At 72.5% G+C, this 16,611-nt stretch carries 12 protein-coding genes and 1 pseudogene; 4 read left to right on the top strand and 9 right to left on the bottom strand.

The features are described from left to right. Positions 1-138 precede the first annotated feature (138 nt). Positions 139-3,276, bottom strand: a complete 3,138-nt coding sequence (locus ACFVHO_RS12015; protein WP_385712658.1) for an alpha-N-acetylglucosaminidase TIM-barrel domain-containing protein — start codon at positions 3,274-3,276, stop codon at positions 139-141. Positions 3,277-3,388: 112 nt separating this feature from the next. Here ACFVHO_RS12015 and ACFVHO_RS12010 point away from each other — a divergent pair. After that, positions 3,389-3,837, top strand: a pseudogene (locus tag ACFVHO_RS12010) (hypothetical protein); the annotation flags it as partial. A 93-nt stretch (positions 3,838-3,930) separates the two neighbouring features. Here ACFVHO_RS12010 and ACFVHO_RS12005 read toward each other — a convergent pair. The 3 genes from ACFVHO_RS12005 to ACFVHO_RS11995 all read right to left on the bottom strand — a co-directional run bounded on the left by ACFVHO_RS12005 (position 3,931) and on the right by ACFVHO_RS11995 (position 7,457). Next, entirely contained in the window at positions 3,931-5,469 is a 1,539-nt protein-coding gene (locus ACFVHO_RS12005) for a DUF1996 domain-containing protein (RefSeq protein WP_385712717.1), read from the bottom strand. A gap of 75 nt (positions 5,470-5,544) precedes the next feature. Continuing rightward, positions 5,545-6,195 carry a LuxR C-terminal-related transcriptional regulator gene (locus tag ACFVHO_RS12000; protein WP_385712657.1) on the bottom strand — a complete coding sequence of 217 codons (651 nt, stop codon included), beginning with the start codon at positions 6,193-6,195 and terminating at the stop codon, positions 5,545-5,547. Next, positions 6,180-7,457, bottom strand: coding sequence for a sensor histidine kinase (locus tag ACFVHO_RS11995; RefSeq protein ID WP_385712655.1), 1,278 nt, complete (start codon positions 7,455-7,457; stop codon positions 6,180-6,182). Before ACFVHO_RS11995 ends, ACFVHO_RS12000 begins: the two co-directional genes overlap by 16 nt. A 248-nt stretch (positions 7,458-7,705) precedes the next feature. On the opposite strand from ACFVHO_RS11995, the gene ACFVHO_RS11990 reads away from it, so the two are divergent. Further along, positions 7,706-9,892, top strand: coding sequence for an MMPL family transporter (locus ACFVHO_RS11990; RefSeq protein WP_385712654.1), 2,187 nt, complete (start codon positions 7,706-7,708; stop codon positions 9,890-9,892). A gap of 569 nt (positions 9,893-10,461) precedes the next feature. Here ACFVHO_RS11990 and ACFVHO_RS11985 read toward each other — a convergent pair. The 5 genes from ACFVHO_RS11985 to ACFVHO_RS11965 all read right to left on the bottom strand — a co-directional run bounded on the left by ACFVHO_RS11985 (position 10,462) and on the right by ACFVHO_RS11965 (position 14,889). Further along, a complete protein-coding gene (locus ACFVHO_RS11985) occupies positions 10,462-11,457 on the bottom strand; it encodes an NAD-dependent epimerase/dehydratase family protein (RefSeq protein WP_385712652.1) in 996 nt (331 codons plus the stop codon). 126 nt (positions 11,458-11,583) lie between these two features. Beyond that, positions 11,584-12,213: a winged helix-turn-helix domain-containing protein gene (locus ACFVHO_RS11980; protein WP_385712650.1), complete on the bottom strand. Its 630-nt coding sequence runs from the start codon at positions 12,211-12,213 to the stop codon at positions 11,584-11,586. A gap of 386 nt (positions 12,214-12,599) precedes the next feature. Then, positions 12,600-13,637 (bottom strand): glutamine synthetase, encoded by a 1,038-nt coding sequence (glnII, locus tag ACFVHO_RS11975; RefSeq protein WP_385712648.1) that lies wholly within the window; start codon positions 13,635-13,637, stop codon positions 12,600-12,602. Between the two features lie 302 nt (positions 13,638-13,939). Next, on the bottom strand, positions 13,940-14,410 hold the full coding sequence (locus tag ACFVHO_RS11970; RefSeq protein ID WP_385712647.1) for a hypothetical protein: 471 nt from the start codon (positions 14,408-14,410) through the stop codon (positions 13,940-13,942). 110 nt (positions 14,411-14,520) lie between these two features. Further along, positions 14,521-14,889: an arsenate reductase family protein gene (locus tag ACFVHO_RS11965; protein WP_385712645.1), complete on the bottom strand. Its 369-nt coding sequence runs from the start codon at positions 14,887-14,889 to the stop codon at positions 14,521-14,523. Positions 14,890-15,118: 229 nt separating this feature from the next. On the opposite strand from ACFVHO_RS11965, the gene ACFVHO_RS11960 reads away from it, so the two are divergent. Together ACFVHO_RS11960 and ACFVHO_RS11955 are read left to right on the top strand one after the other, a co-directional pair. Next, positions 15,119-15,478, top strand: coding sequence for a hypothetical protein (locus tag ACFVHO_RS11960; protein ID WP_385712644.1), 360 nt, complete (start codon positions 15,119-15,121; stop codon positions 15,476-15,478). Positions 15,479-15,633: 155 nt separating this feature from the next. Then, positions 15,634-16,602, top strand: a complete 969-nt coding sequence (locus ACFVHO_RS11955; RefSeq protein WP_385712642.1) for an asparaginase domain-containing protein — start codon at positions 15,634-15,636, stop codon at positions 16,600-16,602. Positions 16,603-16,611: the final 9 nt, after the last annotated feature.

Genomic DNA, 16,611 nt, shown 5'->3' with positions numbered 1-16,611 from the left:
CCGTCCGGCGTTTGAGGACGAGGCGCGGAGCGCCGATTCGGGGGTGCCCCGTCCCAGGGCAACGGGACACCCACCCCCGGGGTCCAGGGGCGGAGCCCCGGTTTCGGGAAGGGGTGGGACTGGGGCGCCCCGCGTGGGTCAGGGCAGTTGCCAGTTGCTGAATTCCGCCGTGCCCCGGCCCCCCGCCCCGCCGTGCGTAGCCGTCATGAACATCCCCACGTCCTGGGTGGACCCCACCCCGGGGACGGGGACCGTGGCGACGGTGCGCCAGGTGGCGCCGGAGTCGGTGGAGAGGGCGCCGGTGAAGGTCCCTCCGGTGCGGGAGAGACGGAGGAGGACGGGCGCCTTGACGCCGGTGACGCGCTGGTAGGTGTCGAGGGTGCCGTCGCCGGTGGTGTCGTAGGAGAGGACGACGCCGTTGGCGGGGGTGACGGCGAGGTTGAGGAAGCCGGGGGAGCCGGGGGTGGAGAGGGAGTTGCGGGCGATGATGCCGGCGCGGGCCCAGGGCCCGGTGACGGCCTGGGAGTCGACGCGGAGGGTGACGGTCACCCCGTCGCGCAGGGCTCCTGGCCGGTAGAGGGTGCCGAACTCACTGGTGCCCCGCCACAGATCGGCCCCGCCCCCGTCGATGGCGTACCGCCCGTCGAGCTCCCCGAAGACGGCCCCGCTGTTGGTGTAGGTCTCCCAGCCGGGACCGAGGGGCCCGGCGACGAAGAGGGTCCCTTCGTGGACGGCGGGCACCCGCTTCTCGCCCTGCGGCCCGTAGCGGGCGGTGAGGGTGTAGGGGAGGGGGCGCAGCGGCCGGTCGAGGGGGGTGTCGGGGGCGTCGGCGCGCCAGGCGACGGTGCCGCTGCCCCCGGCGGGCACCCGGGGCAGGGACGTCGGCCCGTCGGGTTCGGCGTCGAGTCCGGTGAGGGTGAAGTCGACGCGGCCGGTGGCGCGCAGCCCGTTGACGTTGCGGAAGAGGGCGGTGACGCGCGCGTGCCCGCCGGGCGGGAACGAGGGCGGCACCGCGGTGACTTCCAGGGAGCCCTGGTAGGGGGCGCGGGCGAGGACGTCGTGGACGCGGGCGGCGGTGCGGTGGGCGTCGCCGACGGGCCGCAGCGGATAGTCCTTGCGGGTCCGCGTCCACGGCTCCTCCACGGCCCCGAACCAGTCGACGGGCGTGGGCGCGCGCCCGGCGGCGAGCGCGTCGGCGAGTTCGTCGAGCCACTTCTGCCAGCGCGGCAGGTAGAAGTCGCCGGTGAGGCCGTGCCATTCGCGGTTGCCGTAGTCGTGGAGGTTGCCGGGGTCGGAGGTGGGCCGGTCGCCCCAGACGGTGATGAGGACCTTCGCGGTGCGTTCGAACTCGGCGCGTTCGGTGTCGTTGGTGGCGAGGCGCCGGGCGTCCTCGACCCAGGGGCCGAGCAGGAAGGCCGGATGCGTCCCCGTGACGTCGTCGGAGAGCCGCATGAGGCGCAGCCACAGGTTCGACAGGGCGCGGAAGGTGTCCTGGTCCTTGCGCGCGTACGCGGTCTTGAGCTGGGGCAGGAGCTGGCGGCTGCGGTGGGCCAGGGCCTGGCGGGCGACGTCGACGAGGTCGTGCTTGTAGGCGGCGCTGCGCCGCAGTCCGCCGGCGACGCCGAGGAGCCCGGTGAGGGCGGCGTCGAAGCGGCCGGGGTCGTAGGTGAGGGCGCGCGGCGCGTACTCGGCGGCGCGGTTCGCGGCGAGGTCGGGGCGGGCGGCGAAGAGCGAGTCGTGCGGGTCGCTGCGCTCGACGGCCCGGTGCTGGTACGCGGTGTCGTGCAGGGCCCGCCAGGCGGCGCGGGCCCGGCTGTCGCGGCCGCCGTAGCGGAAGTCGGCGTACGCGGCGAACCAGTCGGCCCGGTCCACCTCGTCGTCCATCCAGGCCAGTTCGGAGAACAGCTCGAAGGCGGCGGGGTCGCGGTCGGTGGCCTCCGGCATGTACGCGGTGCCCACGAGCGCGCTGTCCGGCTTGTCGCGCCAGGCGAAGAATCTCTCCTGCCACAGGTGCGTACGGGCGCCGATGGTGGAGCGGCCGCCGAAGTTGGGGATCGAACCGAAGGCGTAGGGCGTGCCGCCCCAGTCCTTCTCGCGGTCGCTGACGTTCTGGTAGCGGTCGGAGACGCCGTCGACGATCAGCATCTTCTCGCGGTCGACGGCGTCGAGGAGCGCGGGCAGCGGGTTCTCCTGCCAGCCGAGGATCACCCAGGTCGCGCCGGGGTGCGCGGTCCGCAGGGCCCGCTCGACGCCCTTGGCGGCGTCCGGCACGGGCACGTCGCCCGCGGTGCCGCCCTCGTGCAGCAGGTCCATCTTGAAGTGCTCGGCCGCGCCGAAGAGTTCGCGCTGGTGGCGGTAGAAGGACGCGGCGACCCGCGCGAAGGCGTCGGTGCGCGGGTCGAGCCAGTCGGGGCGCTTGAAGCCGTGCCAGATGCCCTGCGGCACGACCCGCGCGTCACCGCCGTTGCGCGCCACGAAGCCGTCGGGGACGTGCCCGTAGTAGCCGGGGAGGACCGGCGCCATGCCGAGCTCGCGCAGCCGGTCGACGATCCTGCGGCCCAGGTCCACGCGCCGCTGGATGATCTCGGGGGAGAGGGGGCCGCCGTACCCGGAGAGGTTCTGCAGGAGCCACCACGGCTGGTGCGAGGGCGCGGGCAGCCAGGCGCGAGACTCGGCGTCGGTGTAGTGGAAGTCCTTCAGGAGGCGGTGGTAGACGGCTTCGGTGCCCGCGATGGTGAGCACCTCGTTGCAGCCGTGCAGCGCGAGGACGTCGATCATGCGCTCCCAGTACGGCCAGTCGGCGTACGGGGCGGTGTAGCCGTCGTTGGTGTCGTTGAGGGCGAAGCGGTGGCGCAGCGCGGTGGCGCGGGTCAGCGGGCGGGCCGGGGCGGGCAGGCGCCGCGGCAGGTCGAGCTGGTCGCCGTTCCAGGCGATGTGCGCGTCGCACACGTACTTCAGGTACCAGTGGACGCCGGTGAGCAGCACGGCGGGAGTGGTGCCCGCCACCTCGATGCGGCCTGTCGCGCCGGTCACGCGGAAGTGGTCCCGGCCGTCCTGAGCCGGGACGAGTCTCAGCCTGAACTGGTCCGCGTGGTGCGGGAGTCGCCGATTGAGCACGGAGCGCGCGGAATCCGTATCGAGGGCGGGGCCCGCGGCGGGCCCCTCGGCCGCGCGGGCCGGAGCCGGGGCGCCGACGGCGGTCCCCAGGTTTCCGAGCCCCGTCAGGCCGATGGCGCCGACGGTGCCGAGCATGGTGCGTCGCGACGGTCCGTACATGTGTACCCCCTGCGTCGATGACTGCGGCGCACGGTATCCGGGCGGCCTTCAGCGCTCAACGGTGCTTACGGAGAAGGCGAGTTCGCATCGCCGGACGGGACAGGAGGAAGCGATGAGGAAGATGGTGTGGGCCGCGGGAGCGCTTTCGGCCACGACGCTCGGCCTGGTGATCGCGGCGGGTCTCGCCGCGGGCTCCGACGACGGCAACGGTGGCGGGGGCGCTGCGGACGCGGCGCCGAGGACGGCCACCGGAACCCTGGAGCAGCTGGCGGCGAAGGCCGAGTGCGCGCCCGACATCCAGACGAACGCCGACGAGCTGCGCCAGGCCAAGTGCCAGAACGAGGACGGCCGTTTCGTCCTCGCGACCTTCGCCACCGACCGCGGCGAGCGCGACTGGCTGAACGCGGCCAAGGACTACGGCGGTACGTATCTCGTCGGCAGGAAGTGGGTCGCCGTCGGGGACCCGGCCGTGGTCGGAGCGCTGCGCGGCCGGCTCGGCGGGACGGTGGAACGGGCCTCGCACCACTCGCCGTGAGGGAGGGTGGTGGGGGGAGCGAGGACCGGGCCCTGGGCACGTGGGGCACGGTTCCACCGGCACCGCGCGGAGCCGACCGCGCAGCAGTTCTGGGCGGGGCGGGTGCCCCGGAGGTGCCGCTATGCGCAGCGGCGGTTGCCGTTGATGCACTTGGCGACGCGCTGCATCAGCCGCTCGTCGAACACGTTGATGAAGTCGCCGTGGTCGGTGATGGGCTTGTGCAGTTGCTCGGGGAAGGAGTCGACGGCGAAGCCGGGCCCCGGCGGCACGTCGTACACGACGCGCTGCACGAGCTGCGGGATGGCGCGGAAGCCCTGCGGGCAGCGGCCGCTGCGCTGGTCGGCGAACGCGACGTGGGTGCGGTGGTTGGCGCTGTCGGTGTTCTGGCCGTCCCAGCAGCTCTGGAAGTTGAAGGTGCGCACGACCTTGCTGCCCTCGGGGCAGATCGGATATTTGTCCTTCAGCTGCCGGTTCTCGAATCCGGTGCAGCTCCAGGACGCGTTGGCGTTGGCGTCACCATTGGTGAAGGCCTTGGCGTCACCGGTGATGATGCGCAGGAAACGCGGCATCGCGGTCACCTTGCCGACCGGACTGCCGACGAACTTCAGCGTGACCTGGTCCGGCGTCTGGATCTCGCCGACGTTCTTGTCCCGGCCGCCGCCGTCCGCGTCGGCGTCGTTCTCGTCGTTTCCGTTCTGCAGTCGGAGGACCGGCCAGTAATACGTGGACTTGTCGCCCCGATTGCGGCAACTGGTGTCACCGTTCGCGAGGTCGTCGTCACCGGAGAAGGCATCCGTCTCCTGATTTCCGACGTAGTCGTGCATATGGTGGGCGCCATTGCTCACGCCGGGCGCGACGATGACATTGTCCGGATTGAACTTTCCGTTCTCGTTGGTTCCGCAATTCGTGGTGAAGGTGCCGCGTGACGCGCCGCGTTGTTTGCGCGGCTTTTGGACATTGGGGCGGACCGACTGGATGTCGACGAAGTCACCGGCCTCGGGACCGTTGCCCGCCTGGCCCTGACCCTGACCCTGGCCTTGGTCCCCGCCCTGCCCGTCGCCCTGATCGCCGCCTTGACCGTCGCCCTGACCCTGACCCTGGTTCTGGCCCTGCTCCTGGCCGCCGTCCTGCCCCTGGTCACCGCCGTTGCCGCCCTGCCCCTGGTCACCGCCCTGTTGGCCGCGGCCGTCGTCGTCGGCGCGCAGGGTGCACGGCGCCATGCCGTCCAGGTTCTCGGGCGCCTGGCCGCCCCGGTCGATCGCGGACCGGATGTTCTCGATGGTCGGGCGCCGCTGCTCCTCCAGCGGGCCGAGCACGGAATTCTTGTCCTCGGCCTCGGCGAACCGCGCGTAGGCGTCGGTGATCTGGCTGTCGAGCGTGGCGAGTTCGCGGTCGACCTCGGCGCGCGCGCCCTCGGGAACCTCCGGGAGCTGATTGCCGACGTCGGGGCAGCTGATGGTGCTCGCCTGCTGATCCCCGCCCTGGGCCTGGTTCTGTACCTGGCTTTCCGGCGGCGGACCCCCGCCGTCCTCGGCGTTCGCGTAGACATTCACCGCGACAAGTCCGCCGCCGCCCAGGATGAGCGCCGCCGACGCGGCGATCGCCCGCCCGGCCAGTTTTGATCGTTTTCGTGACGTGCGTCGTGAGGTGCGTCCCATGGGGCTACGTACGCATCGGCGGTCCGCCGTGTTCAAAGCCCGCCGGGAAATTCTCGGCGCGAACTCCCGTACGTATCAGCGCCCTTGATCGAGATAGGCGAGAACCGCGAGGACACGGCGGTTGTCGTCGTCCGACACCGGCAGGTCCAGCTTCGCGAAAATGTTTGAGGTGTGTTTGGCGATGGCCCGCTCCGTCACCACGAGCTGCCCCGCGATCGCGGCATTGGACCGGCCCTGCGCCATCAGTTCGAGGACCTCGCGCTCGCGCGGGGTGAGCGCGCCGAGCGGCTGGTCGCTGGCGCGCCGCGAAAGGAGCTGCTGGATGACCGTCGGGTCCATGGCCGTGCCGCCCGCGGCGACCCGGCGCACCGCGTCCACGAACTGCTCCGCGTCGAAGACCCGGTCCTTGAGGAGATAGCCGACCCCGCCGTTTCCGTCGGCGAGGAGCTCGCGCGCGTACAACTGCTCCACGTGCTGCGAGAGCACGAGCACCGGCAGACCGGGGCGGGCCCGCCGTGCCGCGAGCGCGCACTGCAGGCCCTCGTCCGTGTGCGAAGGCGGCAGCCGGACGTCGACGACCGCGACGTCCGGCTGCAGCTCCGCGAGGGCCTTGGTCAGCTCCGGCCCGGTCTCGACGGCCGCCGCGATCTCGAAGTCGAATGCCTCCAGCATCCGCACGAGACCGTCGCGCAGCAGGAAGAGATCTTCGGCTAGGACAACTCGCAAGGGATCTCCATGGTCACCATGGTCGGACCGCCAACGGGGCTGCTGACGGCCAGTACGCCGTCGAATGTACCGAGTCGCCGTTCGATCCCGCTCAGCCCCGACCCGGCGCCGATCTCCGCCCCGCCCTTGCCGTTGTCCGTGATCGCGATGCGCAGCATCCCGTCGGCGTGGTGCACGTCCACCCAGACGCGCTCCGCCTGCGCGTACTTCACCGCGTTCGTCAGGGTCTCGCTCACCGCGAAGTACGCCGCCGCCTCCACCGGCTCCTCCAGGCGGCCCGGCAGCTCCACGTCGACCTCCGTGTCCAGCGGGAGCCGCAGCGCGAGCGCCTTCACCGCGTCGCCGAGGCCGCGCTCGGCGAGCACCGGCGGGTGGATGCCGCGGACCAGGTCGCGCAGCTCGGTCAGCGCCTCGCCGGAGTTCTGGCGGGCCTTGGCGAGCATCTCCTTGGCCTTCGCCGGGTCCTTCTCCACCAGCGCCTCGATGGTGCCGAGGTCCATGCCCATGGCGACCAGGCGGGCCTGCGCGCCGTCGTGCAGATCGCGCTCGATGCGGCGCAGCTCGGCGGCGGAGGTGTCCACCGCGTCGTGCCGGGTCTCCTCCAGGCGGTCCACGCGCAGCGCCAGCTCGCGCTCGCGCATCGAGGCGGTGGGCGCGAGCAGGGTGCGGGCGAGCAGGAAGTGGCCGCGCACGATGGCCGGGTTGACGAAGAGGGCGAGCGCGCCGAGGGCCGTGCCGAGGACGGCGGCGCCGTTCGCCGTCATCTGCGAGGTGACGTGGATGAAGCCGTACCACTCGCCGCCGCCCGCCTCGTGGATCGGCCGCCAGACGCCGAGGGCGAGCACCCAGCCGTACACCGGGTAGAGCACCAGGGCCGGTGCGAAGATCACGACGGTGAAGCCCGCCGTCATGTCGACCAGGAGCCACTGCAGGTCACGCCAGGTCGCCGGGTCCTTCAGCATCCGCAGGCAGCGCGCGACCTGGCCGACGGCGCCGGGCGGCTCGTTCGCGGGCGGCTGCCGGTAGGGGATCGGGATGCGGATGCCCGCCCACTCGGCCGCGTGCACCCGGCGCAGATTGGCGAACCTGGCCACGGCCGCGAGGACCACCGGCGTCGTGAAGAGGCCGATCCCGAGCACGATGAGCGCGATCGAGACCACCGCGAGGACGAAGAGCGTGATCGACCCGGCCAGCGAGATGATCGCCAGATACAGGCCGCGCGCCCCCGACACCAGTGCTTCGCGCACCCTCGACGTCTTCATGATGTCCCTCTCCTCAAACGGCCCGTACGCGGTCGCTGCGTCCGGCACTCGATCAGTCTCCCTGGTCGCGGCGGTCCCGGTCATTGGTCCGGGCACCCGCTCTGGGGTGTTGCCAGCACCACCTTCGGGCCGGGGCCTGTGCTTCACCGACAGGGGGGCTCGGCGGCTGGGGCGGCGCGCCGCCGATTTCTAGCGTGGATCACGTCAGTTCGGCTTATCTCACGCTTACTCAACTGGGGGCGAAGGACATGAGCGCCAAGGGGCGTAACCTCGCGGCACGACTCGGGGTGTGGAGCGCACACCATCGCAAGACGGCGATCCTCGGCTGGCTGCTGTTCGTGGTCCTCGCCACCGTGATCGGCGGTGCGACCGGCACCGTCACGGCCACCGACGACGAGATGGGCGTCGGCGACTCGGCCAGGGCCACGAAGATCCTCGACGACGCCGGGATCGACGAGCCCGCGGGCGAGCTCGTCATGGTCGGCGCCAAGTCCGCCGACGGCTGGAAGGACGCCGCGGCCGACCTCTCCCGGGCGCTCCGCGACACCGGCAAGGTCGAGAAGGTCCAGCCGCCGCTGCCCTCCGAGGACGGCAAGGAGGCGCTCCTGCGCTTTCAGATGAAGGGCAAGTCCGACGACGCCGCGGACCAGGTGCAGCCGGTGCTCGACGCCGTCGCCAAGGCGAAGGACGCCGGTGAGGAACGCGGGATCAGCGTCCACCAGTTCGGTGACGCCAGCTCCGAGAAGCACCTCAACGACCTGCTCGCCGACGACCTGAAGAAGGCCGAGTTCACCGCCGTACCGCTGGCCCTCGGCATCCTCCTCGTCGCCTTCGGCGCCGTCGTGGCCGCGCTGCTGCCCGTCGGGCTCGCGCTCACCGCCTGCGTGGCCGCCTTCGGCCTGCTCTCCCTGGCCAGCCACCAGCTGCACATCTTCGAGACCACGTACTCCGTGATGTTCCTGATGGGCCTCGCCGTCGGCGTCGACTACTGCCTGTTCTACCTGCGGCGCGAGCGGGACGAGCGGGCCGCGGGGCACGACGCCGAGACGGCGCTGCGCATCGCCGCGGCCACCAGCGGGCGGGCCGTCCTGGTGTCCGGCCTGACGGTCATGGTGGCCATGGCGGGCATGTTCCTGTCCGGCCTGCTCCTCTTCAAGGGCTTCGCCGTCGCCACCATCCTCGTCGTCTGCGTGGCCATGCTCGGCTCCGTCACGGTGCTGCCCGCGCTGCTCGCCTGGCTCGGCGACCGCATCGACGCGGGACGCATCCCCTTCCTCAACCGCCGCTCCAAGAAGGGCGTCCACGCCAGCGGCTCCGTCGCCGGATCGCTCCTCAAGCCCGTGCTCGCCAAGCCCAGGTTCTTCGCGATCGGCGCGACCGTGCTGCTGCTCGCCCTCGCCGCGCCCGCCCTCGGCATGAAGACCGAACAGCTCGGCCTGGAGAAGCAGTTCGGCTCGGACGCGCCGCTCACCGTCTCCTTCAAGGAGATCACCGACGAGTTTCCCGGCGGCCCCGCACCCGCCCGGATCGTGGTCAAGGCCGACGACATCACCTCCGCCCCGGCGCGCGACACCATCCGTACGCTGAAGCAGCAGGCGGGCAAGGGCGCCGAAGTCACCGTCCACGCACGCCAGGACGTCGCCGAGATCGCCGTACCGCTGCCCGGCAGCGGCACGGGACCGGAAGCGAAGAAGGCCCTCGCGGACCTGCGTGACGACGTACGCGAGGTACGTGACGGGGGCAGCGGGGGAGTCGAGGCGTACGTCGGCGGGGACCTGGCCGAGTCCGAGGACTTCAGCGACCAGCTCTCCAAGGGCATCGTGCCGGTGTTCCTGTTCATCGCGGCCGTCACGCTGCTGCTGATGCTGTTCAGCTTCCGGTCCATGGTGATCGCCGTGACCTCCATCGCCCTCAACCTGCTGTCCGTGGGCGCCGCGTACGGCGTCATGACCGCCGTCTTCCAGCACGGCTGGGGCGCCTCGCTGATCGGCTCGGAGAAGGTCGGCGCCATCGAGAACTGGATGCCGCTGTTCGTCCTCGTGGTCCTGTTCGGCCTGTCCATGGACTACCACGTGTTCGTGGTCTCCCGGATCCGTGAGGCGCGGGACCGGGGCCTCGGCAACCGGGACGCGATCCGTGAGGGCATCACGCGGACCGCGGGCGCGGTGACCGGTGCGGCCGTGATCATGGTGGCCGTGTTCGCCGTCTTCGGCACGCTGTCCATGCAGGACATGCAGCAGATGGGGGTGGGGCTCGGTGTCGCCGTCCTCCTCGACGCCACGGTGGTCCGCATGGTCCTCCTGCCCTCCCTCATGACCCTCCTCGGCGAGCGCAACTGGCACACCCCGCGCTACCTCCGCTGGCTTCCCCACGTCTCCCACGAGGCCCCGACCCCGGCACCGCCGGCTCCGGCGCCCACCTGGGAGCGTGTCTGAGCCCCCACGAACCGGGTCCGCCCCACTCGCCCCTGCCGGGGGTGGGTGGGGCTGTCCCTGTCCCGCCGCTACCGCGGCGGATATCTCCCACCCGCCCACCCGTTTCCACTAGACCGGCCAGTGAGCGTCTCCCGTGGCGGGTGCCCACCGTCGGCGGCTGCGGGCTAGATTCCCGCTGCCGCTGCCGCTGCCGCTGCCGCTGCCGCTGCCGCTGCCGCTGCCGCTGCCGCTGCCGCTGCCGCTGCCGCTGCCGCTGCCGCTGCCGCTGCCGCCGGCCGTGCGGCCGTGCGGCCCATCACCGCTATTGGTGGGATGGGCTTCCTGCCGCCAACCGCTGTGGGCAATCGTGTCGCAGGGCGATGGGGGTCCCCTGCTCGAGCGACGTCGAGAGCTTGGGGGAGGGTGGGCACAGCCCCGGCCCACGGCGCCGTTGACGTCCAGGGGCACCGGGTCCGGGCAACAGCCCGGCAAGCCCCACGGCACCCTGGCCTATGCAGGGCCCCCGGCCGGGGCGGCCAGGCCGGGACCGCAGCGCCCCTGGTCCGCGAAAGGCGCCAGGCCGGGCCACCTCACGTGCCCAGCGCAGCCGCCTCCTTGTCCGGAGCCAACCCCACCACCGGCCGGTCGGCCCGCTGCGGTGCCACCCCGCCGAGGCTCCGGAGCCAGTCCCACGTGTCGGAGACCGTGTCGAGGGCACCCCGGCACCGCAGCCCGGCCCGCAGGGCCTTGGTGGCGCTGGTGTCGTGCATCGTGTCGTAGAGCTCGCCGGGCGGGAGCCACACGGGGAGCTCCTGCCAGGGCTCGATGCCCGCGGCGAGCACCGCCTCGGGGTCGGTCCAGACCAGCTCCACCCCGGGCGCCCCCGCCACGCGCACGCACGCGTCGAGCAGGTCCCCCATGGTGACGTGCCCTCGGGGGCAGACGATGTTGTACGGCCCGGAAAGCCCCGCGGCCACCGCGTCCAGCGTCCACGCGGCGAGATCGCGCACGTCCACGTACTGGACGGAGGCGTCCCGGGGCCCGGGCGCGAGCACGGCCCCGCCCCGGGCGACCCGGTTCAGCCACCACGGCAGCCGCCCGATGTTCTCGTAGGGCCCGAGGATCAGCCCGGCCCGCGCGTGCAGCGTCCGCTCCGCCCCGAAGGCCCCCTCGGCGGCCAGCTCACCCCCGCGCTTGTCCTCCGCGTAGGCGACGGCGTCGGCGTCGGGGTCCCCCGCCACGACAGGGTAGGACTCGTCGGACCCGGCCTCACCGGGGTAGCGGTAGACGGAGGCGCTGGAGACGTACGCGTAGCGCCCGGCCCGCCCGGCGAGCAGCCGCGCCGCGTCCCGGACGGCCCGCGGCGCCCCGGACCAGGTGTCGACGACGGCGTCCCAGGTGCCGCCGTCGGCGGCGAGCGCCGCGAGCCCCGCGGCCGTGGTGCGGTCCCCGTGGACGGCCCGCGCCCCGTCCGGCGCCGCGTGCCGCCCCCGGTGGAACACCGTCACGTCCCAGCCGCGCGCGAGCGCGTCCTCGGTGATCGCGCGCCCCACGAACTCCGTACCACCCAGCATCAGAAGTCTCATGAGCGCTGACTCTGACGGCAGGGACCACCTCGGGGGAACCGGATTCCGCCAGCGGAAGAATCGTTCAGCCGCAGGAGGAATCCGGCCAGGCCCGGACGGCCGCCGAAGGGCGGGGTCCGGCGGTCGTCATCCGGTGGTCGGCGGCGCGTACTTGTACCCGACCCGCCGCACCGTCTGGATCGTCGACCGGTGCTCGATCCCGAGCTTGCGCCGAAGGCGGGCGATGTGGACGTCGACGGTCCGCCCGTCGCCCACGTGCCCGTACCCCCACACCGTCGTCACCAACTGGTCGCGGGTGTGCACCCGGTGCGGATGGGCGACGAGATGTGCGAGCAGCTCGAACTCCAGGTACGTGAGGTCCAGGGGCTGCCCCTCGACGTGCGCGGAGCGCCGCGCGGTGTCGATGCGCACGGGCCCGCGCCCGGCCGCGTCGAGCGACGGCTCGGGCTCGGCGGCGACGGGACCGGCGGGGACGTGCTCCTGACCGGCGGGCAGGAGGACCAGGTAGCCGATCATCGGCGGCTGCCCCGGCCGTGCGGGCAGCGTGTGCTGGGGTGCGGGCAGCAGGGTCGCGCCCGGCGGCAGGAAGCCCGAGATGTCGGCGAGGCCGGACACCTGGGCGACTTCGTCGGGTGCGACGGCACGCAGGCGCCCGCGTGCGGAGGGGGTGGTGGGGCGGGAGGTCACCGGGGCCCCGGAAGCAGCCGGGACGGCGGAGGCGGCGGGGGCGGCGGAGAAGGAACGGGAGTTCGCCATGAGGTCAGCTCTTTCGCGCGAAGGAGTCGTCGAGGACGTACGTCGTGCGCGTCAGGCCGGAGGCCGGGGAAACGGCTTCAGAGGGCCCGCGCGCTCAGCGCGCGGCAACACACCCGGTCGAAGTCGTGGTGCTGCCGGGAAGGCCAGAAAGGCTCGAGGTCACAGTGACCCGTCGCGGTGTTCTGGAAGCTGCCCATGGCCCCATTGAAGCAGATGGGAACGGGTTCGGCGGATCCCTCTCGCACCTTGATACGGCCCCCTGGCCGCTCGTGGCCGGAAACGGCCCGCTCCGCTGGGGGAGTTGGGCCACGCGTTCGGGGCGCCCACCACACGGGCGGGCGCCCCGAACGAAATCCGGCAGACCGTAGGGAACGGTTCGGATCGGGTCAGACCTGCCCGGCCTTCTCCAGCGCCGAGCAGCAGGTGTCGACGAGCAGCCGCGTCACGACGTACGGGTCGACGTTGGCGTTCGGGCGGCGGTCCTCGATGTAGCCCTTGCCGTCCTTCTCGACCTGCCACGGGATGCGGACGGACGCGCCGCGGTCGGAGACGCCGTAGCTGTACTCGTTCCACGGGGCGGTCTCGTGCAGACCTGTCAGGCGGTCGTCGATGCCCGCGCCGTAGTTCTTGACGTGGTCCATCGGCTTGGAGCCCTCGCCGAGCGACTCGCACGCGGTGATGATCGCGTCGTAACCCTCGCGCATCGCCTTCGTGGAGAAGTTCGTGTGCGCGCCCGCGCCGTTCCAGTCGCCCTTGACCGGCTTCGGGTCGAGGGTCGCGGAGACGCCGAAGTCCTCGGCGGTGCGGTACAGCAGCCAGCGGGCCACCCACAGCTGGTCGGAGACCTCGAGCGGGGACAGCGGGCCGACCTGGAACTCCCACTGACCCGGCATCACTTCGGCGTTGATGCCGGAGATGCCGAGGCCCGCCTTCAGGCAGTTGTCCAGGTGCGCCTCGACGACGTCACGGCCGAAGATCTCGTCCGCGCCGACGCCGCAGTAGTAGCCGCCCTGCGCCGCCGGGAAGCCGCCCTCGGGGAAGCCGAGCGGGCGCGCGCCCTTGAAGAACGTGTACTCCTGCTCGATGCCGAAGATCGACTCCTGCGCGGCGTACCGGCCGGCGACCTCGGCCAGCGCGGCGCGCGTGTTCGACGCGTGCGGCGTCATGTCGATGTCCAGGACCTCGCACAGTACGAGGATGTCGTCGCCGCCGCGGATCGGGTCCGGGTAGCTGGCGACCGGCCTGAGCACGCGGTCCGACGCGTGGCCCTCCGCCTGGTTCGTGGACGAGCCGTCGAAGCCCCAGATCGGCAGGTCCGCGACCGTCGTCGCGCGCTGGGAGTCGGCCAGTATCTTCGTCTTCGAGCGAAGCTTGGCCGTCGGCTCGGTGCCGTCGATCCAGATGTACTCAGCCTTGAAGGTCACGGGCTTCATCCTTTGACGCTTGGTACGGCGCAGACGTGCGGGTGCTGCGGGCCGTGGTGATGCTGCGCAGACTGCCAATCCGCGATTTCCCGTCCGTTGCCCGGTTGTGAACCCCGTGTTACCTGGGGTGGGGGTGGCGAGGGTCACAAACGCCGGAGGGGCTGGAACTTACCGGCACATTTTCCAGCCCGTCCGGCGTTTGAGGACGAGGCGCGGAGCGCCGATCAGCGGGGGCCCGGGGGCGCAGCCCCCGGTTTCGGGAAGGGGCGGGATTGGGGAGCCCCCCCGGCAAGGCCCCCGGCCTACTTGATCACCGCGTTGGCCACGGCGATCACCACCCCGATCGCCGCATCCGCAGCACCGACCAGCACAGCGACCCCCCGCCGATACCCCACCCGCAACGCGGCGAACGTCCCCCACCCGAACAGCAGCGCAGCGTTCAGCATCAGCCCCGCACACGTGACGTTCTCCTCGGGCCACCCCATCACCCCGGCGGTCACGAGAAGCGCGACGGTGGGCCAGCAGGCGACCACGACGGGCCACTCGTCGGCCAGCGTCCAGGCGAGCTGCCGCCACCGGTGCAGCCCGCTGCCGGGCCGGTGCGTGGCCATGTGGTGGGCGTAGCCGTGCGCGAGCGCGGCCGTGCCCGCGGTGACCATGACCCAGGCGGCGTCGTAGTACGGCGTGTAGGGGGTGCCCTCGGACTGCAGGGCGGCGAGCAGCGCGCTCGCGAGGACGGTGCCGTACACGCCCCCGGACAGCCAACTCCGCACGGTGCGCTCCTTCCTCCGGTGTCCTGCCTTCCGCAGATGGAGCGCTCAACCCTATGGGGCGTTATGTAACGTTTTGCCTGCTGTCGCCGCTCGGTTGCCGGTCGATCGGCCTACCGCGAGAGGGCGTCCCGCACCGCCTCCTCCGACCGCGCCACCACGGCCGTGCCGTCGTCCGCCGTGATGATGGGCCGCTGGATCAGCTTCGGGTGGGCGGCGAGCGCCTCGATCCAGGCGTCGCGCCCGGACGCGTCGCGCGGCCAGCGCGCGCGGTCCTTGAGGTCGAGCTCCTTCGCGGCGGCCTCCTGGGTGCGGGTGATGTCCCAGGGCTCCAGGCCGAGTCGGTCGAGGACGGCGCGGATCTCGTCGGGGCCCGGCACGTCCTCCAGGTAGCGGCGGACGGTATACGTGGCGCCCTCCTCGTCGAGCAGGGACAGCGCGCTGCGGCACTTGGAACAGGCGGGGTTGATCCAGATCTCCATGGCTCACACGCTAGCGCCGTGTGCCCGGGGGGCCGGAAGGCCAGTCGGTGTTCGAATTTCGAGAACCCCACGCGTACCTCGTGGAACAACCGTGACGGAGCGACAAGTTCCCTGCCCACCTGCGGGTTTGACGGTCTGGGTGGACTGCTGATTGTCAGTGGTGGGCAGTAAACTGGTAGCAATGTTCGAAGGGGCCGCGAGGGCTCCTGAACGCGACAGGAGGATGCCTGTGCCCGCTGCCGCACTGCCGTCGAAGCCCGGTGTCACCCGCACTCGTAACGCTGCCGCCCAGCGTCCCGCGCACAGGTCGCGCGCCCCGCGCCCGGACCACCCCACGCTCTGCGACGTGCCGTACGTCCCGGTGGAGAAGCGCCCCCTGCCCCCCGGCCGCCCCCGCGACTGGTACATCACGCACAACCGCCGCCTCAAGGCCATGCGCCTCGCCATCGCCCTGCTCGACGCGGGCGTCCTGGTGCCGAACCAGGCGAGCAACGTACGGATACGCACCATGGCGGAGACGGTCGGCATCCACCCGCCGTCGGACACCACCTGCCACATGGTGCGGGCCCTGATGCGCTACAGCCGCTGACGCGGACCGGGGCCGCGCCGCACCCGGCGCGGTCCGCTCGTTTCGGGACGGGGTGGAAGCGGGGAGAGGCTCCAGGGGGCTCACCCGCCCCACCCGCTCCACCTTGCTTCACCCGCCCCGCTCCGTCCCACCTCCCGCCCCGGAAGCGAGCCCCCGTGCCCAAGACCGTCAGCGTGTTCACCCTCGGCGGCACCATCTCCGCGCAGGGCGGGGACCACGCCCGTCTCACCGGCGCCCAGACCCTGGCCGCCGCCCCGGTCCCGCCCGGAGTGGACATCGAGCTGCACGACGTCCGCCGACTCCCCGGATCCTCACTGGCGTTGGCGGACCTGGCCGAGCTGGCCGGGAAGGTCGACGAGGCCACCGCGGCCGGGCACGGCGCGGTCGTCGTACAGGGCACCGACACCCTGGAGGAGACCGCCTTCCTGCTCGACGTGGTCTGCGCGCCCCGCGAGCCGGTCGTCGTCACGGGTGCGATGCGCCGCCCCGACCTGCCGGGCGCGGACGGCCCCGCGAACCTCGCCGCGGCGCTCGCGACCGCCGCCGACCCCGGCTGCCGCGGCCTCGGCGTGCTCACGGTCCTCGCCGACGAGATCCACGCCGCCCGGCACGTCCGCAAGACGCACACCACGTCCGTGGCCACCTTCGCCTCACCGGGCGCGGGCCCCCTCGGCCGCGTCGTGGAGGGCGTCCCGCACATCCTGCTGCGCCCCGCGACGGCCACGGTCGAGCGGCCGTTGCGGCTGCGTGCCCCCGCCCGGGTCGCGCTGCTCACGCTCTCCCTCGGCGACGGCGGCGAGCTCCTGGAGGCCGTGGACGACCGCTTCGACGGCCTGGTCGTCGCCGCGTTCGGCGCGGGCCACGCGCCGAAGTGGCTGGTCGAGCCGCTGGCCGCCGCGGCAGCCCGGATGCCCGTCGTCCTCGCCTCGCGCACTGGCGCGGGCCCGCTGCTCAGCGAGACCTACCGCGGCCCGGGTTCGGAGTCCGACCTGCTGGCCCGCGGCCTGATCTCCGCGGGCCAGCTCGACGCGCCCAAGGCCCGGCTGCTCCTGCACGCGCTGCTCGCCGACGGCGCGGACCGGGCGGCGACGGCCGCGGCGTTCGACCGGCTGCGGGCCGTATGACACGGAGGA

This window comes from Streptomyces sp. NPDC127108 (assembly GCF_042677545.1).
Classification (GTDB): domain Bacteria; phylum Actinomycetota; class Actinomycetes; order Streptomycetales; family Streptomycetaceae; genus Streptomyces.
Note: the sequence above shows the minus strand (reverse complement) of the source record. Positions and strands in the feature narration are given on the sequence as shown.

Coding starts and splice junctions, on each gene's coding strand:
- ACFVHO_RS11965 (WP_385712645.1), bottom strand. CDS start 14,889: ATGGAGATCTGGATCAACCCCGCCTGTTCCAAGTGCCGCAGCGCGCTG.
- ACFVHO_RS11990 (WP_385712654.1), top strand. CDS start 7,706: ATGAGCGCCAAGGGGCGTAACCTCGCGGCACGACTCGGGGTGTGGAGC.
- ACFVHO_RS11995 (WP_385712655.1), bottom strand. CDS start 7,457: ATGAAGACGTCGAGGGTGCGCGAAGCACTGGTGTCGGGGGCGCGCGGC.
- ACFVHO_RS11985 (WP_385712652.1), bottom strand. CDS start 11,457: ATGAGACTTCTGATGCTGGGTGGTACGGAGTTCGTGGGGCGCGCGATC.
- ACFVHO_RS12015 (WP_385712658.1), bottom strand. CDS start 3,276: ATGTACGGACCGTCGCGACGCACCATGCTCGGCACCGTCGGCGCCATC.
- ACFVHO_RS11980 (WP_385712650.1), bottom strand. CDS start 12,213: ATGGCGAACTCCCGTTCCTTCTCCGCCGCCCCCGCCGCCTCCGCCGTC.
- ACFVHO_RS12005 (WP_385712717.1), bottom strand. CDS start 5,469: ATGGGACGCACCTCACGACGCACGTCACGAAAACGATCAAAACTGGCC.